Source organism: Leisingera sp. CC-HEC096, assembly GCF_059429235.1.
This window is the reverse complement of the sequence record NZ_JCAIJS010000001.1, coordinates 3,210,546-3,231,511: the sequence shown is the minus strand read 5'-3', so window position 1 is coordinate 3,231,511 and position 20,966 is coordinate 3,210,546. Positions and strand designations below refer to the sequence as shown.

Below are 20,966 nucleotides of genomic sequence, written 5' to 3'. Positions count from 1 at the left end.
AATTAAGGTCCGATCGGAGACCACCCACCATCTTGGACGAAATGAAATAAAGCGCACGACGAATCGCACGCTTTATCTCAAGGCCGTAGTTATTCCCATTTGAAGGGATTTCCAAGAGCGAAATTGGAAAATACACCTGCGCGCTGGGTTCCGCCAGGACAGAAAAAGGGCGGCCCTTGCGGTGCCGCCCCTTCTGACATCAGCTGTGCGCCCGATTACTCGGTGACAGCGTTGTCCACGTCAACCGTGATGCCCGGACCCATGGTCGAGGACAGGTTGATCTTTTTCATGTAAGCACCCTTGGCGCCGGTCGGCTTGGCTTTGGCCACGGCCGACACGAAGGCGCGGATGTTTTCGACCAGCTTGGCTTCGTCGAAGGACGCTTTGCCGACGCCGGCATGCACAACGCCGCCTTTTTCCGCCTTGAACTGCACTTCGCCGCCCTTGGCTGCTTCCACGGCCGCTTTCACGTCCATGGTCACGGTGCCGACTTTCGGGTTCGGCATCAGGTTGCGCGGGCCGAGGATCTTACCCAGGCGGCCGACGACAGGCATCATGTCCGGGGTCGCGATGCAGCGGTCAAAGTCGATGTTGCCGGCCTGGATGGATTCCATCAGGTCTTCGGCGCCAACGATGTCTGCGCCGGCTTCCTTGGCTTCGTCCGCCTTCGGGCCGCGGGCGAAGACTGCAACGCGCATGTCTTTGCCGGTGCCGTTCGGCAGGCCGACCACGCCGCGGACCATCTGGTCTGCGTGGCGGGTGTCGACGCCCAGGTTCATGGCGATTTCGACGGTCTCGTCGAACTTCGAGGTTGCGTTGGCTTTCACCAGGGCAACTGCTTCTTCCACGGACAGGTTTTCTTTGCCAGCGAAAGCTTCGCGCGCGGCGCGGGTACGTTTACCGAGCTTTGCCATCTTACTTCACCTCGATGCCCATGGAGCGGGCGGAGCCCAGGATGATCTGCATTGCCGCGTCGATGTCGTTGGCGTTCAGATCTTTCATCTTGGCTTCGGCGATCTCTTTCACCTGGGCCACAGTCACGGTGCCGACGGTTTCACGCGACGGGTTGTTCGCGCCGGATTTCACCTTGGCCGCCTTCTTCAGGTAGTAAGACGCGGGCGGCGTCTTGATGTCCATGGTGAAGGACTTGTCCTGATAGTAGGTGATCACGGTCGGGCACGGCGCGCCGGGCTCCATGTCTGCGGTCTTGGCGTTGAACGCCTTGCAGAATTCCATGATGTTGATGCCGCGCTGACCCAGGGCCGGGCCGACGGGCGGAGAGGGGTTTGCCTGACCTGCAGGAACCTGCAGCTTCATCGAACCAACAAGCTTCTTAGCCATTTGGTTTTCCTTTCAACACAGACGGGACGCGTCCCATCCAATTCAAGTTGCGTGGTCGGATTTCAGGGTCGCGACCCGTCCATCTCCCACGAGAGAATCTCGCCCGAAGACGATAGAGGCGGCATGTACAGGGGAATGCCAGGGTTGGCAAGTGGCCCAGCCGTTCAATCGGCAGTGGCTGGTCCGCGCCGGAAGCGGACTATGCGCGCCGCGGGACAAGGGCAGAGCCAGGCGGGTTACGCCTCCGCTGGCGGCACGGCCCGCCGGTAGAGATGCCATGTGGTGTGGCCAAGGACAGGCAGAGTGACAATCAACCCCAGAAACGCCGGAACCAGCGACACCAGCATGGTGAGCGAAATGATCGCCGCCCAGGCGAGCATGACCATGGGGCTTTCCGTAACGGCGCGAATGGACGTCAGCATGGCAGAAACGAAATTGGTCTCCCGGTCGAGCAGCATGGGCATGGCGACGACGGTCACCGCGAACAGGACTGCCGACAGAAATGCGCCGACACAGGTGCCGATTGCCAGGAAGGTCCAGCCCTGCGGCGTGAAGAATACGATGTTCAGGAAGCCGTCAAAATCCGAGAAGGATGCATTCTTGAGGGTTATCGCCAGCCATAGCCGGACCTGGTAGATCCACACCCAGAAAATAAACAGTGTGACAAAGGCCATCCAGCCCATTTCGCGCTTACGCTGGCTGGCCATGACAGTGAGGATCTCGGACCAAGTGAAACTTTCTCCCTTCTGCATCCGGCGGGACATTTCATACAGCCCGGCAGCAGCAAAAGGCGCGACCAGCGGAAAACCTACAGCGGCAGGAATGATCATCCAGATCGCGCCGAGCCAGACCAGGCACCAGACGAACAGGATGCCGAAAACCGCATAGAACAGGCCGAAGAAGCCACTCAGGAAAGGGCGCGCCAGAAAGTCGGAGAACCCTGCCTTTAGAGACGCGGTGATATCACCCGCCGTCACCTTATTGACCGCGGGCACGGCCTGATGCTGCGGTGTCAGGTCGTCCGGCGGTGTGGAACCTGCGGTTTTGGATGCCAAGACACACTCCTCCCAAAGCATGGCACCGCGCAGGTCCTTTTGCGATTAGACCCAGCGGTGAGACAGACATCCCTCCTCCCGATACAAGTTTGCATCAGGTGAGGCATACGGGCAAGGGGGAGTATGGCCGCTCCGTTCAGAATGGCGATCACAAACAAGAAACGCCGCGGTGCATCGTGCAACGCGGCGCTATGAATTTCACTGCAGGACCGGTCAGCCTTGCTTGGTGACCTGGGTAAAGTCCAGTTCCACCGGGGTTTCGCGGCCGAAGATCGACACGGTGACCTTGAGCTTCTGGTTGTCGTCGTCGACTTCTTCGACCATGCCGTCGAAATCCTCGAACGGTCCGTCGTTGACCTTGACCTTCTCGCCCACCTCGAAGTTGATCAGGGTGCGCGGCGCCTCGACGCCTTCTTCTACGCGGCCCAGGATGCCCTGCACCTCCGCGTCGCGCATCGGCATCGGGCGGCCCTGCGGGCCCAGGAAGCCAGTCACGCGGTTGATCGAGGAAATCAGGTGATAGCCGCGGTCGGACATTTCCATGTGGACCAGAACGTAACCGGGCATGAAGCGGCGCTCGGTCGAGACCTTCTTGCCGCGGCGGATCTCGATCACCTCTTCGGTCGGGACCAGCACCTCGTCAATTTCGTCCTCGAGCCCCTGCTCGGCGACCGCGGTGCGGATCTGCTCTGCGATTTTCTTTTCGAAGTTCGAAAGAACGCTGACCGAGTACCACCGTTTCGCCATGAACCGTTGTCCTTGTTCTGCAGGGCGGGCCGGTGCCGCGCCGCTGCGTAATCATTCCGTTGCAGCCCTGAAGCTGCGCTCTCCAACAAAAAGCGGCGTGCAAACCGAATCGCTGCACGCCCGCCTCAATGTTCCTGCTCAGGTACCGCCCATCGCCGCCAGAATCAAGTGCTGCGCAGCAACCGCGGCCCCGGAGCCGTCATACCGCTGCAGGCTCAGCCGAACATCCCCAGAAGGCCCTGCAGGCCATAGCGGATCAACAGATCGACCAGCGCAAAGAACAGCGCCGTCAGAGCCGCCATGATAAACACCATGACCGTGGTCAGCAGCACCTCGCGCCGGGTCGGCCAAACGACCTTGGACACTTCGGCACGAACCTGCTGGATAAACTGAACTGGGTTGATAGTCGCCATGGTGGGGGAGTCTCTCTGCTAGCAGTGCAGGCGATGTAACCGGTGCGGCAGCTGAATTCAAGCCCTGCGCCCGCAACAGCCGGTGTTCTCGGCCGCGGTCAATCCAATTTTAATCCACTTCCCGCAAAACTGAATCCAGCAGCCCCGGCGCAGGACGCGCGCCGTGTTGGCGTACCCCCGTGTGTTTCAGTGAGACAGGATGCCATGACACCCGCACAAACCCTTTCCCAGGCCGAGCAGCTCGAACGCGACGCCAAGTTCGAAGATGCCGTGCTTGCCTACTCCGGAATTCTGGCGCGCAACCCCAAGAACGCACGCGCTCTGCAGGCCCTGGACTCGCTGCGCGGCCGTCTGAGGGAGCAGCGTGAGCCCTCCGATGACACAAAGGCGGAGCTGGAAGCGGCACTTGCCGCCGGACGCCCCTTTGAAGCGGCGGACAGCTGCGGCGCCTTGCTCAAGACCTTCCGGGAGTCGCATTTCCTGTGGGATTTCCTGGGCCGCTGCCACCTGGCTGCCGGCCATCTGGACAACGCGGCCACCTGCCTGAACAAGGCGTGCGGGATCAACCCCAAAGAAGCCGGAACCTATGCCGCCATGGGCCGTGTTCACATGGCGCGCGGACAGGCGGACAATGCCGTGGCGCTCTACCGCAAGGCACTGGCGCTGGATGCCGATTGCCTGCTTGCGCTGCGCAGCCTGGCCGAGGCGCTGCCGCTTGAGGGCCGCAGCACAGAGGCCGCGTCGGCCCTGCGCCGGGCGGTTGCGCTGGCCCCAGATGATGCGCTGCTGCATTTCAGCCTTGCGGGCCTGCTGCACAATCTCGGCGCGGTGGCAGAGGCTAAGGACCACTACAAGCGCGCTGTCAGCTTGCGGCCGGGCCTGACCGAGGCGCAGTACCAGCTGGGCCTGCTTCTCAAGGCCGAAGGGCGCCATGCCGATGCCCTCCCCTGTTTCGACAAGATCCTCCAGATCTCCCCATCCGATGACCGGGCCCGCACCCAGCGCCTGCACGTGCTGGCAGAGCTCAACGATTGGCGCTGGATACAGGAGTACGAACAATACCGCCGCCTGCTGGGCCTGCGCGGCAGCGGCTGCGATCCCAGCGCGCTGATGCTGATGGAGGACAATCCGGACCTGCTCAGGGTGCGCGCGCAAGCCTACGCCAGCGAGCATTTCCCCGAAGTGGAACCGCAGACCGCCCCGCCCGCCCAACAGCGCCCGGAGCGGCTTAGGATCGGCTATTTCTTCTCCGTCTGCGACGCCTTGGCGCTGCTGAGCCAATACACTGCATTTTTTGCCGCTCACGACCGCAACCGGTTTGAAGTCTTTGCCTATGCCACGGGTCCGGATGTAAGCGAAGAAACCGCCTTAGCATTCCCAGTGTCCTGTTTGCGGATGCTGGACGGGACCTCAACCGACGGCGCGGCCGCGGCAGCCAAGGCCGATGAACTGGACATAGCGGTGGACCTGTCAGGCTATTCCAACGGCAACCGGACCGGCCTGTTCAACACCCGGCTGGCGCCCCTGCACATTGCCTGGCCCGGATACCCTGGAACCATGGGAACCGCTGCTTTCGACTACCTGATCAGCGACGGCACCACCTGCCCGCCCGGCAGCGAGCGGTATCACAACGAACACCTGCTGCGCCTGCCGTGCAGTTGCCTGGCGATGCCGCCCGCCAGCACTGTCAGCGGCCCGGTCCGGGCCGACTGCGGCCTGCCGGACGAGGGCTTTGTCTTTTGCAGTTTTGCCGCGGCCAGCCAGATCACTCCGCAGGAGTTCGATATCTGGATGCGCTTGCTGGATGGCGCCCCTGACAGCGTGCTTTGGCTGCTGGATCATGGCGCACACGCCGTCTCGAACCTGCGCCGCGCCGCGGCCGCCCGCGGCATCGACCCGGACCGGCTGATCTTTGCTCCGCCTGCGGACCGCGCGGAGCATCTTGCCCGGCTGGCCCTTGCCGGCGTGTTCCTTGACACCTTCACGGTCAATGCCGGAACCGCTGCCCGCGACGCACTGGCCGCGGGAGTGCCAATGATCACCCTGCCCGGTCAGCAGCTTGCCGCCCGCACGGGAGCAAGCTTGCTGCAAGCGGCCGGACTGCCTGAACTGATCGCTGACAGCGCGGAAGCGTATGAGGCAAAGGCCGCCGCACTTGCCGCAGATCCGGAGGCGTGCGCCGTGCTGAAGCGTAAGCTGCGCCAGCAGCACCAGGTCGCCCCGCTGTTCTCGGCCGCACAGCTCAGCCGGCAGATTGAGAGCGCCTATGACGCGGCCTATGACCGGTTCTTGCAAGGTTTGCCTGCTGGCCATCTGACCATCTCCGGCAAGGAGACGCCGCAGGGCTGATACAGAACCGCCGTCCACCCTGTGTGGGCGGCCATGATCTACGGACTTTTTGGAGACTGGCAGGGGCAGCAGGGTTCGAACCCGCGACCTACGGTTTTGGAGACCGTCGCTCTACCAACTGAGCTATACCCCTGTAGTGCGGCATGTCCTACGGCAGCCGCGCGGCGGTGGCAAGAGGGAAAACCGATTTTCTGCGCGCCGCGCGGCGGTTTGCGGGCCGCGGGCTTTGCCCGCCCTCGCCCATGCGGTAAGAGGGGCCGGAAAGCGGGCCGCGCGCCCGGCCAATCCCTTGGAAATGAGCCTGAAACCGTGAGCCTGAGAAAGAAATTCGCCGACAGCCCCCGGGTGAACCGCGCTATCGAGGGGGTGTTTGCCGCCTATGTGCGATTCGCCTTCCGCACCTCCCGCTGGAGCCGCAGCGGTTTTGAGGAGATGGACGATTGCGTGCGGCGCGGCGAGCCGGTGATCTTTGTGCTCTGGCACCAGCGGCTGATCATGGCGCCCTATCTGTTCGACACCTCGCTGGGACGAATCTGCGCGCTGACCTCCGCGGCCCGCGCCGGGAGGCTGGCGGGACAAATCCTGGTGCGGCTGGGGTTTGAGACCATTCCAATGTCGAGCCACAAACGCCATGTGGCGCTGTCGCGCGAAGTGCTGCGGCGCACCCGGGAAGGCTGTTCCATCGGCATCGCCGCCGACGGCCCGCGCGGCCCTGCCCGCGTGTCCTCCACCGTGCCGGTGGTCTGGGCGCGGATGACCGGCTGCCGGGTGTTCACCGTCGCCTTTGCAGAGCGAAAAGTGATCAAGCTGCCAACCTGGGACCAGCAGATGCTGCCGCTGCCGTTTTCCCGCGGGGTGCTGTTGTGCCAGGAGTGGACGGACGAGGTGCCGAAAAAACCGAGTGACGCTGAGGTGGAGGTCTTACGGCAGAGCCTGGAAGCCTCGCTAGATGCTGTCACGGATGCAGCGGACGCGGCTGCCGGGCGCAGCAGCTAAGATCCGAAAACGCCTCAGACCTGACCCACCGTTTTTTTCTCGAAAGGCGGCCACGAAAAACCGGTTTTTCATGACCGGAAACCGCGCCGGTTTCCGGCGGCGGCACAGCAAAAAAGGCCGCCCAAAGGCGGCCTTTCCGTCGATCAATCAGGAGACCTGATTACTCGATGATCTTCGACACAACGCCGGCGCCGACGGTGCGGCCGCCTTCGCGGATGGCGAAGCGCAGGCCGTCTTCCATCGCGATCGGGGCGATCAGCTCAACCGCGAACTTCAGGTTGTCGCCCGGCATCACCATCTCGGTGCCTTCCGGCAGGGTCACGGTGCCGGTCACGTCGGTGGTGCGGAAGTAGAACTGCGGACGGTAGTTCGCGAAGAACGGGGTGTGGCGGCCGCCTTCTTCCTTGGTCAGGATGTAGGCTTCGGCTTCGAACTTGGTGTGCGGGGTCACGGAACCCGGCTTGCACAGCACCTGGCCGCGCTCAACGGATTCACGGTCCACACCGCGCAGCAGGGCGCCGATGTTGTCGCCGGCTTCACCGCGGTCCAGCAGCTTGCGGAACATTTCCACACCGGTGCAGGTGGTTTTCGAAGTGTCTTTGATGCCGACGATTTCGATTTCGTCGCCAACGTTGATCACACCGCGCTCCACACGGCCGGTCACAACGGTGCCGCGGCCGGAGATCGAGAACACGTCTTCGATCGGCATCAGGAACGGCTGGTCAACCGCACGCTCGGGGGTCGGGATGTATTCGTCCACGGCCGCCATCAGCTCTTTGATCTTGTTTTCGCCGATTTCCGGGTCACGGCCTTCCATCGCCGCCAGCGCGGAGCCTGCGATGATCGGAATATCGTCGCCCGGGAACTCGTAGGAGGACAGCAGCTCGCGGATTTCCATTTCCACCAGCTCCAGCAGCTCTTCGTCGTCGACCTGGTCCACTTTGTTCATGAACACGACCAGGGCAGGCACGCCAACCTGACGCGCCAGCAGGATGTGCTCGCGGGTCTGCGGCATCGGGCCGTCAGCAGCGTTCACCACCAGGATCGCGCCGTCCATCTGAGCGGCACCGGTGATCATGTTCTTGACGTAGTCGGCGTGGCCGGGGCAGTCGACGTGGGCATAGTGGCGCGCGTCGGTTTCATATTCCACGTGGGCGGTGGAGATGGTGATGCCGCGGGCTTTTTCTTCCGGCGCGCCGTCGATCTGGTCGTAGGCTTTGAAGTCGCCGAAGTACTTGGTGATCGCTGCGGTCAGCGTGGTTTTGCCGTGGTCAACGTGGCCGACGGTGCCGATGTTGACGTGCGGTTTATTACGTTCAAACTTTTCCTTAGCCATGCCTTGGACGCCTTTTGAAATGAGGGGTCAGCGTTGACCCGGTTTCCTCTGCGCGGGCGGATTATTTGGTTTGCGCGGAAAAATCAACCCGTTCCTGCTTGACAGAAGCGGAAATCGCCGGGCTCAGCGGCCGGCGCCGGCTCCGCAGCATCCGTTGCAGCCGCACCTTCAGCAGCCGTGCCGGAACGGGGCGCGAACCACCCCTGTTCCTTGTGGTTTTCTGCCATCCACTCCTCGACCTTGTCGGCGATATTGACGGCCAGCCCCTGGATCTGCTGCTCCTTGGTGCGCGCATGGCCGGACCCCAGCAGCGCGCTTTCGCCGGTGGTGCTTTCGAAAATTTCCATCTGGTGCTTTTTGGCGAGGAATTTCTTGTTTGCCACGTCGTAGACAAACACGTTCACCACCACAGCACTCTTTGGCGAAAACAGCACCGGCACGCCGGGCGGCGCCAGCATGAAGCCCTCGAGCGTCACGGCAACGTCGTATTGCTGGGCGCCCGCATAGCGGCGCAGCCGCGTGTTCAGCGCATTCTCGATCGGGGCGGTCCATTCACTGTGGTCGGCATCGCGCGAGAGCGGCCATTGCAGCGCCTTTTCCGTATAGACATGCGTCACACGGGCCTGGAAGGCACCCAGATCCTCGGGCGCTTCGTCGAGGCGGGTTTCGCCACAGGCTGCGAGCAGCACCAGCGCGGAAAACAGGGCGAGAATGCGGGTCATGGGAGTCCCCCGTAAGAATTCGGTCCTGCCCTGATAGCCCTGCCGGGCGCAGGGGGTAAAGACCCGCAAACAGCAACCCCCGCGCGGGTGGCGCGGGGGGCACAGGCAATTCGCAGAAAGATGCCGCTTATTTGAACTTGTAGCTCCGCGGGAAACCGTGCGGCGGGCGCTTGCCCACGCTGGCGCGCTTGCCCAGCCATTCGGTGAGGTCGGCCGCGTGTCGGGTCTTTCCGCCTCCCATCTCCCACTTGAGGCCGTCGTCCCAGTTGAACGTGGTGATGTCGCTGAGGCCGCCGTCCAGTTCCAGCGAGCCCTGCTTGCCGCGGGCCATGTTGTATTTCTGCAGGCGCACGCCCTTGCCGCGGGTCAGCTCGGGCATTTCCTCGACCGAGAAAACCAGGAACTTGCCGTTTTCCGAGACCACGGCGACGTGATCGCCCTCCACCGGGATACAGATCTTGGCGCGCTCGTCGTCCTTGACATTCAGCACCTGCTTGCCGCTGCGGGTCTGGGCGACGATGTCCTTTTCGGCGCAAATGAAACCGTTGCCCGCGTCGGAGGCGACCAGCAGCTTACCCTCCGGGTTGTGGATCAGCAGGTCGACGATTTCCACCTCATTGGGCAGGTCAACCATCAGGCGGACGGGTTCACCCATGCCGCGGCCGCCGGGCAGGTTCGCCGCCGACAGGGTATAGAAACGGCCGTTGGAGCCGAACACCAGCAGCCGGTCGGTGGTTTCCGCGTGGAAGATGAAGCGCGGCCCATCGCCATCCTTGAACTTCAGCTCGCGGTTCAGGTCGATATGGCCGGTCATTGCCCGGATCCACCCCATCTGCGAACAGACCACGGTGATCGGTTCCTTGTCGATCATGGCCTCCAGCGGCACCTCTTCGACCTCGCCCGCCTCCGCAAAGCGGGTGCGGCGGGCGCCGCCTGCATAGTCCTTACCGAACTGCTTCTTGGTTTCTTTCAGCTGCTCGGAAATGCGGGACCATTGCAGGTCTTCGGAGGCCAATAGTTCGACCAGCCCGGCGCGTTCCTCGCGAAGGGCATCACGTTCGCGGACCAGTTCGATTTCCTCGAGCTTGCGCAAAGACCGCAGGCGCATGTTCAGGATCGCCTCGGCCTGCACCTCGGTCAGCTCGCCCGTGCCTTGCGCCGGGGTGATGTAGTCTGCCTCGGTGAAGGCGCGCGGGTGGTCCTTGCTCCAGTCCTCGCGGATCAGGGCGGCCTTGGGATCCTCGTCATAACGGATGATGTCGATCACCCGGTCGAGGTTCAGGAAGGCGATGATAAAGCCCTCCAAGACCTCCAGCCGGTGGTCGATCTTTTCCATCCGGTGGCGGGAGCGGCGCTGCAGCACGTCGCGGCGGTGGTCGAGGAAGGCGCGCAGCACCTCCTTCATCGAGCAGACCTTGGGGGTTACGCCGTCGATCAGCACGTTCATGTTGAGGCTGAAGCGGATTTCCAGGTCCGAGTTGCGGAACATCATGTTCATCAGAACCTCGGGGTCCACGTTCTTGGACTTGGGTTCCAGGATGATACGGATGTCGTCCGCCGATTCGTCGCGCACGTCGGCGAGGATCGGCACCTTCTTGGTCTGGATCAGCTCGGCGATCTTTTCGATCAGCTTGGATTTCTGAACCTGGTAGGGAATCTCCGTGACGACGATCTGCCACTGGCCGCGGCCCAGGTCCTCAACCTCGTGCGTGCAGCGCAGGCGGAAGGAGCCGCGGCCGGTGCTATAGGCCTTGGCGATGTTTTCCTTGGGCTCGACGATGATACCGCCGGTGGGGAAATCGGGCCCCGGCACATAGTTCAGCAGGGTGTCGTCGCGAGCATCCGGGGTTTTAATCAGATGCAGGCAGGCGTCGATCAGCTCAGCAATGTTGTGGGGCGGGATGTTGGTGGCCATGCCCACCGCAATGCCGGCCGCGCCGTTTGCCAGGATGTTCGGGAAGGTGGCGGGCAGCACCGCCGGTTCGGTCAGGCGGCCGTCGTAGTTGTCGCGGAAATCGACCGAATCCTCATTGAGGCCTTCCAGCATCGCCTCGGCCACGAAGGTCATCCGCGCTTCGGTGTAGCGGGAGGCCGCAGGGTTGTCGCCGTCGATGTTGCCGAAATTGCCCTGGCCGTCGACCAGCGGGTAGCGGACGTTGAAGTCCTGCGCCAGGCGCGCCATCGCGTCATAGATCGCGGCGTCGCCGTGGGGGTGGAAGTCGCCCATGGTATCGCCGGAAATCTTGGCCGACTTCAGGAAGCCGCCGCTGGAGCTGAGCCGCAGGCGGTTCATCGCGTAAAGGATCCGCCTGTGCACAGGTTTCAGGCCGTCGCGGGCATCGGGCAGCGCCCGGTGCATAATAGTGCTGAGCGCATAGGTCAGATAGCGCTCGCCAATGGCGCGGCGCAGCGGTTCCAGGATTTCGCCTTGTTCGGGGGCGGAGGGCATGTCGGGGTCTTCTACCAGGTCGGTCATGAAATCGTGATACTGCCGGCGCCGGAATTGGTAAAGCGGGCGCGCGCGAATTTCGCACAGCTTCGCCCGCTGCCAGCCAGGCGCGGGGAGAAGACAGAAGAGTCTCCCCTGTTTCCTGTCCGTCAACTTGCCCTAGATAAAATGGAACCAGGCAGCCGCGCCGCGCGTTACTTTCCAAACTCTTGCAACCAGGGCAGCGGCCTTTTGCGGGTCATTGGATTTGCCTGTCTATTTTTGGTCTGGGGGGACCGGGTTATGTCGCGATTTGTTATGTTGTCCTTCGCTTTTCTGGGATGGGGATTTTATGAGCTGAGCGGAGGGGCGGACTTTGAACCGCCGCAACGGCCCGAGCCCGTGGCTGCCGCCAAACCCGATGCCCGTAAATCCGAACCTGTCAGAATCACCGCCGCTTCTCTGACGGCTCAGCCAGTACTGACGCGCCGGTCACAGGCAGAAACGCCGGTGCGGCCCAAGGCTGATCCGGCGCTGCGTCAGCGCGTGGCGGCCGCTCAGCTTGCCAGTGCGTCCAGTGTTCTGACCTCCACCCAAGCTGCATTCTCGGTCGGCTCCGGAGGCGGCACTTTGCAGCTCGCATCCCTGGATGGCGGCCTAGCCTCGATCACTGCGACGCCCGCCTCCACGTCAGCGGCGGCCTCCGCTGCCGCGGCAGAGCCTGCTCCGGAACCGGTTATCGACCGCCGCAGTATCCGCGCGTCGCGGGTGAACATGCGGCAGGGGCCAGGCACTAACTATCCGGTGATCACCCGGCTTCTGGCAGGTGACGAAGTCATCGTGATAGAGGATTCCGGCACCGGCTGGCTGCACCTGCGCGCGCCAGAGAAGGGCCGCGTCGGCTGGATTGCCGCTTCCCTGGTGAGCAAGAAACGCCCATAACTGGCCCCGGGCAAACCGGGTCAAGAGGCGTTCCATATGAAAAAAACCATCCTGATTACCGGCTGTTCCTCAGGAATCGGCTTGGATGCGGCGCGCGGAATGCGGGAGCGGGGATGGCGGGTGTTTGCCTCCTGCCGCCAGCAGCGTGATTGCGACCGGATGCGCGCTGAAGGATTTGAAAGCCCGCGGATTGATTACACCGACCCGGCCAGCATCGAATCCGGCCTGGAAGAGGTGCTGGAGGCCACCGGCGGCACCCTGGACGCGCTGTTCAACAACGGCGCACATGGGCTGCCTGGCGCGGTCGAGGATCTGCCCACCGAAGCGCTGCGCACGATTTTCGAGGCCAATTTCTTCGGCTGGCACGAGCTGACCCGGCAAGTGATCCCGGTGATGCGCAAGCAGGGGCACGGACGGATCGTGCAGAATTCCTCGATCCTGGGCTTTGTATCCTTTCCCTGGCGCGGTGCCTATGTAGCCACGAAATACGCGCTGGAAGGTCTGACTGACACGCTGCGGGTCGAACTGAAGGGGTCGGGCATCCACATGGTGCTGATCGAGCCGGGGCCGGTGACGTCGAAGATCCGGGAAAAGTCGATTCCCTATTTTGAGCGTTTTATCGACTGGAAGGCCTCGCCGCTGCGCGAGCTTTACGAGACGCGCCTGTTGAAGCGGCTGTATGAGAACAGCGGCCCGGACCGGTTTGAGCTTCCGGCTTCCGCCGTGACCGCGAAACTGGCACACGCCTGCGAATCCCGCCGCCCGCGCGCCCGCTACTATGTCACCACCCCAACCCATATCGCCGGGGTCCTGCGCCGCATCCTCAGCACAAGGGCAATTGACCGCATCCTGGTGCGGCTCGGATAGCGGATTCGCGGTCGCCTTCGTCTTGCACGCGGGGTAGATGGGTCCAACAGAATTGATACGCTTGGGGGACAAGATGAGCGATCCGCTGTATTATCTGGCACTGGCAGCCGTGGCGGCTGTGGTTGTGGCACTGGTCATCGGCATTGGCGGCTTTGGCAAGGGCGGCGAGTTCAACCGCCGGAACGCAAACAAGATGATGCGCCTGCGCATCCTGTTTCAATTCATTGCAGTGGTGCTCTTGCTGTCCTACGTCTACCTCCGCAGCCAGGGAGGATAATTGACGATGGTCGTTCTGAACAAAATCTACACCCGCACCGGCGACAAGGGCGAAACCGCCCTGGGCAACGGCGAGCGCGTGGCCAAACACTCGGCCCGTGTGAATGCATATGGCACTTCGGATGAGCTGAACTCCTTTGTCGGTGTTGCCCGGCTGGAAGCCGAAGGCGAAATGGACGCAGCACTGGCGCGCATTCAGAACGATTTGTTCGATCTGGGAGCCGATCTGTGCCGGCCGGAAATGGAGAAGGACGCCGAGGCCGAATACCCGCCGCTGCGGGTGGCGGCGGCGCAAGTCGAGCGGCTGGAGGCCGAGATCGACACCATGAACAAGGATCTGGAGGCGCTGCGCAGCTTCATCCTGCCGGGCGGGTCCAAGCTGGCGGCGCATTTGCATGTCTGCCGCACCGTCGCCCGCCGCGCTGAGCGGCTGGCCACGGACCTGAGTACGACCGAGGACGTGAACCCGGCAGCGGTGAAATACCTGAACCGCCTGTCCGACTGGTTCTTTGTGGCCGCCCGCACCGCCAATAACGGCGGCAACGACGACGTTTTGTGGGTGCCCGGCGCCAACCGCTGAGCCCCCTGCCCCGCTCTGATTCGCCGTTTAGCGCCGGATTTTTGCGAATCCGGTGCTAAACGCGTCATCCGCGGCAACGGCACCTTGCCGTCGCGGCAGGCGGATTTCCCACCGGAAACATTCTTGCAAAAATGATGTTCCAAATGAGCAAACGCGACGTCGGCGTGCGCTAACGTGACGATTTTGCCCTGTTGCAGGCGCACACCAGCCGGTATCAACGCTGCGAGAGCATAGAGGGGGAGTCGCCCTGAGGCGGCTTGCCGTTTGTTAAGGAGAGAACGCAAAATGAAGGTACTTGTGCCTGTCAAACGCGTGATTGACTACAACGTGAAAGTCCGCGTCAAAGCGGACGGCAGCGGTGTCGATCTCGCCAACGTCAAAATGTCGATGAACCCCTTCGACGAAATCGCCGTCGAAGAAGCCATCCGCCTGAAGGAAGCCGGCAAGGCGGACGAGGTCGTTGCGGTTTCGATCGGCGTGAAGCAGGCCCAGGAAACCCTGCGCACCGCGCTGGCCATGGGCGCAGACCGCGCCATCCTGGTGGTTGCAGCCGACGACGTGCACACCGACATCGAGCCGCTGGCGGTTGCCAAGATCCTGGCCAAAGTGGTCGAGGAGGAGCAGCCCGGCATCGTGCTCTGCGGCAAGCAGGCGATTGACAACGACATGAACGCAACCGGCCAGATGCTGTCGGCGCTGCTGGGCTGGTCCCAGGGCACCTTCGCCTCCGAGCTGGACATCGAAGGCGAGACCGCAAAGGTTACCCGCGAAGTCGACGGCGGCCTGCAGACCATTTCCGTGAAGATGCCCGCCATCATCACCGTGGACCTGCGCCTGAACGAGCCGCGCTATGCGTCGCTGCCGAACATCATGAAGGCGAAGAAAAAGCCGCTGGACGAGAAAACCGCCGCCGACTACGGCGTCGACGTCTCCCCGCGCCTGGAAATCGTCAAAACCGAAGAGCCGCCGGCACGCGCCGCAGGCATCGTGGTCGGTTCGGTTGACGAGCTGGTTGAGAAACTCAAAGAAGCGGGGGCTGTGTAATGGCTGTTCTTCTCCTTGCTGAAGTGACCGACGGCGCGCTGGCGCTGGACGCAACCGCCAAAGCCGTGGCTGCAGCCTCCAAGCTGGGCGACGTGACCGTTCTGGCCGCTGGCGCCTCCGCTGCTGCGGCTGGCGAAGAAGCTGCCAAGATCGCCGGTGTAGCCAAGGTGCTGGTCGCCGAGGACGCATCGCTGGGCCACCGCCTGGCGGAGCCGACCGCGGCGCTGATCGCTGGCCTGGCCTCCGACTATGAGCACATTGTTGCTCCGGCCACCACTGACGCCAAAAACGTTCTGCCGCGCGTTGCTGCGCTGCTGGACGTGATGGTGATCTCGGACGTTTCCGGCGTTGTCGACGGCAATACCTTCGAGCGCCCGATCTATGCCGGCAACGCGATCCAGACCGTAAAGTCCAGCGACGCCAAGAAAGTCGTCTCCTTCCGCACCGCGTCCTTCGACGCGGCCGGCGAAGGCGGCTCGGCTTCGGTTGAGACCATCTCTGCCGCCGACAACCCGGGCCTGTCCGAGTGGGTCGAAGACAAGGTTGCCGCAAGCGACCGTCCCGAGCTGACCTCTGCCGGCATCGTTGTCTCCGGCGGCCGCGGTGTTGGCTCCGAAGAAGACTTCAAACTGATCGAGACCCTGGCCGACAAGCTGGGCGCCGCTGTTGGCGCATCCCGCGCCGCCGTCGACTCGGGCTACGCCCCGAACGACTGGCAGGTTGGCCAGACCGGCAAGGTTGTTGCCCCGGACCTTTATGTCGCCATCGGCATCTCCGGCGCGATCCAGCACCTGGCCGGCATGAAGGACTCCAAGGTCATCGTGGCGATCAACAAAGACGAAGAAGCACCGATCTTCCAGGTTGCTGACTTCGGCCTGGTTGCCGATCTGTTCGAAGCCGTCCCGGCCCTGACCGAAAAGCTGGGCTAAGCCCGGCTGGACAGCTGACTAAACAGGAAGGCCCGCCAACCGGCGGGCCTTTTTCCGTTCCGGGGACTGGTGTTATTCTTCCTGCAGCATTGGCTGCAGATAGGCGGCAAGCGCCTCGGCAATGCGCAGATGCTCGTTCGGACCTATCATGTGACGCGCTGCCGGCAGTTCCATCTGGCCGAACACCATACCGGCGATATCCCTGGCAGCGGCTGCCGATTGCGCCCGGAACTCAACGATTCCCTGCACCTTGGGGCGCAGAGCATCGGCCATCGAACGGTCCACGAGCACGGGCTCTTCCGGGAAACCGGCATCCGCATCCAGATGATAGCGCAGCCACAGCAACAGCACCTGGCCATCCAGCGCCTTGATCAGGCCGCTCATCCGCTCCACCCAGCTGCGCTGCAGTTGTTCACGCACCTGTTCGAACCGCTGTCCAGAGATATCCCGGAGCGTGCAAAGAAGGTGTTTGTTGAAATGGAATTCGGTAAAATCCACTTCCGGATAAAGCGTCTTGAGCGCCGGCTGCGCTTGCAGGAAGCGGTCATTGCGGCGCGGATGCACCCGGTAATACGGGTTCGAGATGTTCTGCGCCCCCAGCATCTGCAGCACCGTGACCCGCGCGTCCCTGGCAAGTCCGATCAGGGTGTCATCCTGCACGAAACTGTCCAGCCCGGCGTTCACACTGCCCAGATTGACGCAATTCACACCAAGCCGCCCCTGCAGGGAGTCGACAAAGGGAAATTCAACGAATCGCCCGTAAACTTCGGTTCCACCGAGGAAAGCAACATAAGGCTCGTCCAAGGACCGTTGCGGCCCCCGCACCAGCAGCCGGGATTTCCCATATCTGCATGGTTCCCCCGAAAGCGCCCCCGCGCTTTTGAGTTCATAGCTCATTTCACCACCAATTTTTCACCCGAGACTCACTCTGAGGGCGAACCATTGCAATTTCCCTAAAGCGAGAATTTGCCTCAAATCCACCCAAGCTGCTCTTGTGCCTGCCCTTCCCGGGCCAGTAAGGTTGCGGCAGATATTTCAGGAGCCTGAGGCATGGAAATTCAGAAGGTTGGTGTGATCGGCGCCGGGCAGATGGGCAATGGCATTGCCCATGTTATGGCGCTGGCAGGGTATGATGTCGTTCTGAATGACGTCAGCCAGCAGGCGCTCGACAGCGCGCTGAGCCTGATCCAAAGGAACATGGCCCGTCAGGCCAGCAAGGGGAAGATCGCCGAGAACGACGTGAAGGCGGCGCTGGCGCGGATCGTGCCGTCGCTGACCCTGGCAGAAGTCGGGGCAACCGATCTGGTGATCGAGGCTGCCACCGAGCGGGAAACCGTCAAGCAGGCAATTTTCGAGGATCTGCAGCCGCATCTGAAGCCGCACACGATCCTGACCTCCAACACCTCGTCCATCTCGATCACACGTTTGGCCAGCCGCACCGACCGCCCCGAGCGTTTCATGGGGTTCCACTTCATGAACCCGGTGCCGGTGATGCAGCTGGTGGAACTGATCCGCGGGATCGCCACCGACGAGCCGACCTTCAACGCCTGCCAGGAAGTGGTGGCCCGGCTGGGCAAGACCTCGGCCAGCGCCGAGGATTTCCCGGCTTTCATCGTCAACCGCATCCTGATGCCAATGATCAACGAAGCGGTCTACACGCTGTATGAGGGCGTGGGGTCGGTGAAGTCGATCGACGAATCGATGAAGCTTGGTGCCAACCACCCGATGGGTCCGCTTGAGCTGGCGGACTTCATCGGCCTGGATACCTGCCTGGCGATCATGAATGTTCTGCATGACGGGCTGGCAGATACCAAGTACCGCCCCTGCCCGCTGCTGACCAAATACGTCGAGGCAGGCTGGCTGGGCCGCAAGACCCAGCGCGGGTTTTATGATTACCGCGGCGAAACACCGGTGCCGACGCGCTGACCTTGAACGGCAGGAGGGGGCCAGCCCCCTCTTGGCCTGGCGGCCAATTCACCCCCGGGATATTTTCAGCCAGATGAAGAGACGGATCGGCCTCAGCTCTGCTTGCCCAGATTGAGCGTGTACTCGCGCAGCCAGGCCATGAAGCCGCGCGGGTCGCTGTGCAGTTTCTCCATCTGCTCATCGGTCAGCGGCTTGCCGACGACCGGCGCCTGCGGTTTGTTGCAGGAGCGCACGATTTCATGCAGCAGGAGGCCCTGGCGCAGGATGGGAGAGATCTGGCAGGCGATCTGGTACCAGCGCGAATTCGAGCCTGGGAAGTAGATCGGCACCACCCGCGCGCCGGAGCGCCGGATCAGCTGGGCGGTAAACACGTTCCATTCCCGCTCAACGGCAGGGCCGAACCAGCTGTCGGACGACATCACCACGCCGGACGGAAACAGGGCAACGGCGCCTCCCTCCTTAAGGAAGGCCATGGTCTTGGCCCGCATATCGACCATCTTGCGCTGCGCTTCGGGGTCATGCGGGAAGGGCACCGGAATCATGAAGGAGGTCGCGGCCTCGTCCAGTCCGGTCAGCACCGAGCGGGTCAGGATCCGGTAGTCCAGGCGGCGGCGGCCGATCAGGTCAGCGAAAATCATGCCATCGACCATCCCATGCGGGTGGTTGGCGACGATCACCACCGGCCCGTCGGCAGGGATATTATCGATCTGCTCCTGCGGCGTCTCCAGGTCGATGCCCATGGTGTTGAGCGCTCCGCGCCAGAACTTCTGGCCGCGGTATTCGGCGTTGTTCTTCTCGAACTTGCTGACCATGCGCAGGATCGTCAGCTTGCCGGTCAGCCATTCGATGGTCTTAATCGCCAAGGAGGTCCAGCGGTCATCAAAGGAGTTGGCATAGGTCAGCGTGCGGCGGTCATAGACCTCGCCCGTCTGATTAGCGGTATCCGATGCGATGCCGGTGTTCCTGTCGTGTGCGGTATCCGCCAATGTGTTCTTCCCGTTCCGCTGCCGGCGCGGGCCTAGTAGCCCTCGCCGAACTTATCGGCCACCAGGGCCTCCAGCGCATGCGCCAGCGCATCAGCATCGGGCCCCGAAGTCTCGACGTCAATAGTCGTTCCTTTCGAAGCTGCCAACATCAAAAGGCCCATAATGCTGTCACCGGAGGCGGACAGCCCGTCCTTTATCACCTCAGCCGAGGCGTCAAACCCTTCGACCACCTCCACCAGCTTGGCCGAGGCCCGGGCGTGCAGCCCTTTTTCATTGATGATTTTCAGCGTCTTCAGAGCCATTTAGTATGCCTGCTCCCCGTCAGGGTTTACGTTTTGCGCGTTGATATACTTGCGCCCGGCCTCCATGGCTTGCCGCACCGCGTCGGCCACCGGCAAGTGGCGGGATTTTGCCAGTTTGATGAGCATTGGCAGGTTGGCGCCGTAGAGAATCCGGCGGTCAGGCGGTGCGCATGCCTTGAGACTGAGATTGGAGGGGGATCCGCCGAACAGGTCTGTCACGACGACAACACCGCCTCCGGTGTCGACCTCATTCGCGGCAGCGCAGATCTCGTCCTGCTTGGCCGCCCGGTCGTCATCAGGGCCGATGGCGATGGCCACCAGGCTGGGCTGCGGCCCAACTACATGTTCCACTGCGGCCAGGTACTCCCTTGCCAGCCCGCCATGTGCTACGATCACGATCCCGATCAACCCGGCCTCTCAATTCTTTTGCTGGCCTTGCAGCTCGCGGTGTCTAATTGACACTTGCTGGCCGTCTTCTGCAAGGGCCTTGGCCAGGGTTTCCGCCATTGTGACCGATCTATGCTGGCCTCCCGTGCAGCCGAAGGCGATGGAGAAATGCGATTTTCCCTCTTGCCGGTAGGCCGGCAGCAACAGGCGCGTAAGGTCCAGCACCCGGGTAAAGAACGGCTCGTACAATGGGTCTTCCCTGACGTAGTCCTGAACGGTCGGGTCCTGGCCACTCAGCTGCCGCAGCGACGGCTCCCAATAAGGGTTCGTCAGAAACCTGCAGTCGAACACCATGTCGATTCCGTGCGGCACCCCGCGTTTGTACGAGAAGCTCTGCACGGACAGCGCCAGTGCCCTGCCCTCCGGTGCGAACCAACGCTCGATCTCCGCCTTCAGCTGATGGACATTCATCTCTGAAGTGTCGAGCAGGATGTCGGCGCGGTCGCGGATCGGCGCCATCAAATCAAGCTCCCGGCGCACACCCTCTCCCGGTGATTCTGCCGGAGCCAGAGGGTGGCGGCGGCGGGTCTCGGAAAAGCGGCGCAGGAGCACGTCGGGCTGCGAATCGAGATAGAGCACGGTCAGCTCGACCTCCCGGCGCCCGGCCAGCATGTCGATCACATCCAGCAGCGCCCTCGGCGAGAAATCCCGGTTGCGGCTGTCCAGTCCCAGCGCCACCGGCCGCGGCTCCGCTGCAGCATCAATCAAGCCGGGCAGCAGCCGCAGCGGCAGGTTGTCGATAGCCTCGAAACCGAGATCCTCCAACACGTTGATCGCAGTGGTCCGGCCCGCGCCCGAAGGACCGGTAACCAAGACAGCCGGCACCGCCTTTTTATCGGGATCAGGCATCGGGATCCAAGGCTCCGCATCTGAGGAATTGCATCAGCGCCGGGGCGAAATGCGGGGCATCCACGCGCTTCAGGCGGACCACCTCCTGCTGCAGCAGCCGCGTGGTCTGGCGTACCGGCAACCGTTCGGTTTCCGTTTCGTCCAGGTCCACCAGTGCCACGACAGGGACAGGGCTGCGGATTTGCGCGTGAAGGAGGCCCATGCAGCGGGCCTCTACCAAGCCGCGGATCGGCTCCGGCGCGCTGGCGACCACCTGTCCGTGCAGCGGTTGCAGCAGTACCCGGTCATCGGCGACCAACTGAGCACCATAAGCCATCAGCTGCAACGCCAAGGCCGACTTGCCCTGGCCGGACGTACCGGTAATCAAAAGCCCCCGCCCCTCCAGCGCGACGCAGGAGGCATGCAGGATAAGGCTTTCCGTATCAGACATG

General features: G+C 62.7%; 23 protein-coding genes and 1 tRNA gene. 9 read left to right on the top strand and 15 right to left on the bottom strand.

Annotated elements, in window-relative coordinates; genetic code table 11:
* Window positions 1-215: 215 nt before the first annotated feature.
* The 5 genes from rplA to secE all read right to left on the bottom strand — a co-directional run bounded on the left by rplA (window position 216) and on the right by secE (window position 3,556).
* Window positions 216-914 carry a 50S ribosomal protein L1 gene (gene rplA / locus AC5STI_RS15635; RefSeq protein WP_475049270.1) on the bottom strand — a complete coding sequence of 233 codons (699 nt, stop codon included), beginning with the start codon at window positions 912-914 and terminating at the stop codon, window positions 216-218.
* A gap of 1 nt (window position 915) precedes the next feature.
* Window positions 916-1,341 (bottom strand): 50S ribosomal protein L11, encoded by a 426-nt coding sequence (gene rplK / locus AC5STI_RS15630; protein ID WP_019298608.1) that lies wholly within the window; start codon window positions 1,339-1,341, stop codon window positions 916-918.
* 236 nt (window positions 1,342-1,577) lie between these two features.
* Window positions 1,578-2,396: a DUF2189 domain-containing protein gene (locus AC5STI_RS15625; protein ID WP_495447311.1), complete on the bottom strand. Its 819-nt coding sequence runs from the start codon at window positions 2,394-2,396 to the stop codon at window positions 1,578-1,580.
* Window positions 2,397-2,609: 213 nt separating this feature from the next.
* Entirely contained in the window at window positions 2,610-3,143 is a 534-nt protein-coding gene (gene nusG, locus AC5STI_RS15620; RefSeq protein ID WP_475049266.1) for a transcription termination/antitermination protein NusG, read from the bottom strand.
* A 215-nt stretch (window positions 3,144-3,358) separates the two neighbouring features.
* Complete coding sequence (gene secE, locus AC5STI_RS15615) at window positions 3,359-3,556, bottom strand: preprotein translocase subunit SecE (protein WP_008554326.1); 198 nt, start codon at window positions 3,554-3,556, stop codon at window positions 3,359-3,361.
* A gap of 204 nt (window positions 3,557-3,760) precedes the next feature.
* On the opposite strand from secE, the gene AC5STI_RS15610 reads away from it, so the two are divergent.
* Window positions 3,761-5,905 carry a tetratricopeptide repeat protein gene (locus AC5STI_RS15610; protein WP_495447310.1) on the top strand — a complete coding sequence of 715 codons (2,145 nt, stop codon included), beginning with the start codon at window positions 3,761-3,763 and terminating at the stop codon, window positions 5,903-5,905.
* Between the two features lie 57 nt (window positions 5,906-5,962).
* Here the strand turns inward: AC5STI_RS15610 and AC5STI_RS15605 are convergent.
* Window positions 5,963-6,038: transfer RNA gene (locus AC5STI_RS15605), tRNA-Trp, on the bottom strand.
* 176 nt (window positions 6,039-6,214) lie between these two features.
* Between AC5STI_RS15605 and AC5STI_RS15600 the strand changes: the two genes are divergently transcribed.
* Complete coding sequence (locus AC5STI_RS15600) at window positions 6,215-6,901, top strand: lysophospholipid acyltransferase family protein (RefSeq protein ID WP_495447309.1); 687 nt, start codon at window positions 6,215-6,217, stop codon at window positions 6,899-6,901.
* 160 nt (window positions 6,902-7,061) lie between these two features.
* Here AC5STI_RS15600 and tuf read toward each other — a convergent pair whose 3' ends face one another.
* The 3 genes from tuf to AC5STI_RS15585 all read right to left on the bottom strand — a co-directional run bounded on the left by tuf (window position 7,062) and on the right by AC5STI_RS15585 (window position 11,435).
* On the bottom strand, window positions 7,062-8,237 hold the full coding sequence (gene tuf, locus AC5STI_RS15595) for an elongation factor Tu (RefSeq protein ID WP_475049259.1): 1,176 nt from the start codon (window positions 8,235-8,237) through the stop codon (window positions 7,062-7,064).
* A gap of 83 nt (window positions 8,238-8,320) precedes the next feature.
* The gene (locus tag AC5STI_RS15590) at window positions 8,321-8,959 is read right to left on the bottom strand and encodes a hypothetical protein (protein WP_495447308.1); all 639 of its coding nucleotides are present in this window, start codon (window positions 8,957-8,959) and stop codon (window positions 8,321-8,323) included.
* Between the two features lie 127 nt (window positions 8,960-9,086).
* Complete coding sequence (locus AC5STI_RS15585; protein WP_495447307.1) at window positions 9,087-11,435, bottom strand: DNA topoisomerase IV subunit A; 2,349 nt, start codon at window positions 11,433-11,435, stop codon at window positions 9,087-9,089.
* A gap of 255 nt (window positions 11,436-11,690) precedes the next feature.
* Between AC5STI_RS15585 and AC5STI_RS15580 the strand changes: the two genes are divergently transcribed.
* The 6 genes from AC5STI_RS15580 to AC5STI_RS15555 all read left to right on the top strand — a co-directional run bounded on the left by AC5STI_RS15580 (window position 11,691) and on the right by AC5STI_RS15555 (window position 16,025).
* Entirely contained in the window at window positions 11,691-12,329 is a 639-nt protein-coding gene (locus AC5STI_RS15580) for an SH3 domain-containing protein (protein WP_495447306.1), read from the top strand.
* A 36-nt stretch (window positions 12,330-12,365) separates the two neighbouring features.
* Entirely contained in the window at window positions 12,366-13,196 is an 831-nt protein-coding gene (locus AC5STI_RS15575) for an SDR family NAD(P)-dependent oxidoreductase (protein ID WP_495447305.1), read from the top strand.
* 73 nt (window positions 13,197-13,269) lie between these two features.
* A complete protein-coding gene (locus AC5STI_RS15570; RefSeq protein WP_421056242.1) occupies window positions 13,270-13,473 on the top strand; it encodes a twin transmembrane helix small protein in 204 nt (67 codons plus the stop codon).
* Between the two features lie 6 nt (window positions 13,474-13,479).
* Window positions 13,480-14,052 (top strand): cob(I)yrinic acid a,c-diamide adenosyltransferase, encoded by a 573-nt coding sequence (locus AC5STI_RS15565; protein ID WP_495447304.1) that lies wholly within the window; start codon window positions 13,480-13,482, stop codon window positions 14,050-14,052.
* A gap of 285 nt (window positions 14,053-14,337) precedes the next feature.
* Window positions 14,338-15,096 carry an electron transfer flavoprotein subunit beta/FixA family protein gene (locus AC5STI_RS15560; RefSeq protein ID WP_475049250.1) on the top strand — a complete coding sequence of 253 codons (759 nt, stop codon included), beginning with the start codon at window positions 14,338-14,340 and terminating at the stop codon, window positions 15,094-15,096.
* A complete protein-coding gene (locus AC5STI_RS15555) occupies window positions 15,096-16,025 on the top strand; it encodes an electron transfer flavoprotein subunit alpha/FixB family protein (RefSeq protein WP_490398871.1) in 930 nt (309 codons plus the stop codon). Before AC5STI_RS15560 ends, AC5STI_RS15555 begins: the two co-directional genes overlap by 1 nt.
* 72 nt (window positions 16,026-16,097) lie before the next feature.
* Here the strand turns inward: AC5STI_RS15555 and AC5STI_RS15550 are convergent, their stop codons facing one another.
* Complete coding sequence (locus tag AC5STI_RS15550; RefSeq protein WP_495447303.1) at window positions 16,098-16,922, bottom strand: DUF6473 family protein; 825 nt, start codon at window positions 16,920-16,922, stop codon at window positions 16,098-16,100.
* 153 nt (window positions 16,923-17,075) lie between these two features.
* Here AC5STI_RS15550 and AC5STI_RS15545 point away from each other — a divergent pair, with 153 nt between their 5' ends.
* A complete protein-coding gene (locus AC5STI_RS15545; protein WP_475049244.1) occupies window positions 17,076-17,951 on the top strand; it encodes a 3-hydroxybutyryl-CoA dehydrogenase in 876 nt (291 codons plus the stop codon).
* A 92-nt stretch (window positions 17,952-18,043) separates the two neighbouring features.
* Here AC5STI_RS15545 and AC5STI_RS15540 read toward each other — a convergent pair whose 3' ends face one another.
* The 5 genes from AC5STI_RS15540 to AC5STI_RS15520 are packed head-to-tail and all read right to left on the bottom strand — an operon-like array spanning window position 18,044 to window position 20,965.
* Window positions 18,044-18,937, bottom strand: coding sequence for a lysophospholipid acyltransferase family protein (locus AC5STI_RS15540; protein ID WP_495447302.1), 894 nt, complete (start codon window positions 18,935-18,937; stop codon window positions 18,044-18,046).
* Between the two features lie 32 nt (window positions 18,938-18,969).
* Window positions 18,970-19,239 carry an HPr family phosphocarrier protein gene (locus AC5STI_RS15535; RefSeq protein ID WP_027235562.1) on the bottom strand — a complete coding sequence of 90 codons (270 nt, stop codon included), beginning with the start codon at window positions 19,237-19,239 and terminating at the stop codon, window positions 18,970-18,972.
* Window positions 19,240-19,647: a PTS sugar transporter subunit IIA gene (locus AC5STI_RS15530; RefSeq protein ID WP_475049241.1), complete on the bottom strand. Its 408-nt coding sequence runs from the start codon at window positions 19,645-19,647 to the stop codon at window positions 19,240-19,242. It abuts the gene before it with no gap.
* Between the two features lie 9 nt (window positions 19,648-19,656).
* Window positions 19,657-20,535, bottom strand: coding sequence for an RNase adapter RapZ (gene rapZ / locus AC5STI_RS15525; protein ID WP_495447301.1), 879 nt, complete (start codon window positions 20,533-20,535; stop codon window positions 19,657-19,659).
* Window positions 20,528-20,965 (bottom strand): HPr kinase/phosphorylase, encoded by a 438-nt coding sequence (locus tag AC5STI_RS15520; RefSeq protein WP_495447300.1) that lies wholly within the window; start codon window positions 20,963-20,965, stop codon window positions 20,528-20,530. The genes rapZ and AC5STI_RS15520 overlap by 8 nt, the downstream gene beginning before the upstream one ends.
* Window position 20,966 lies beyond the last annotated feature (1 nt).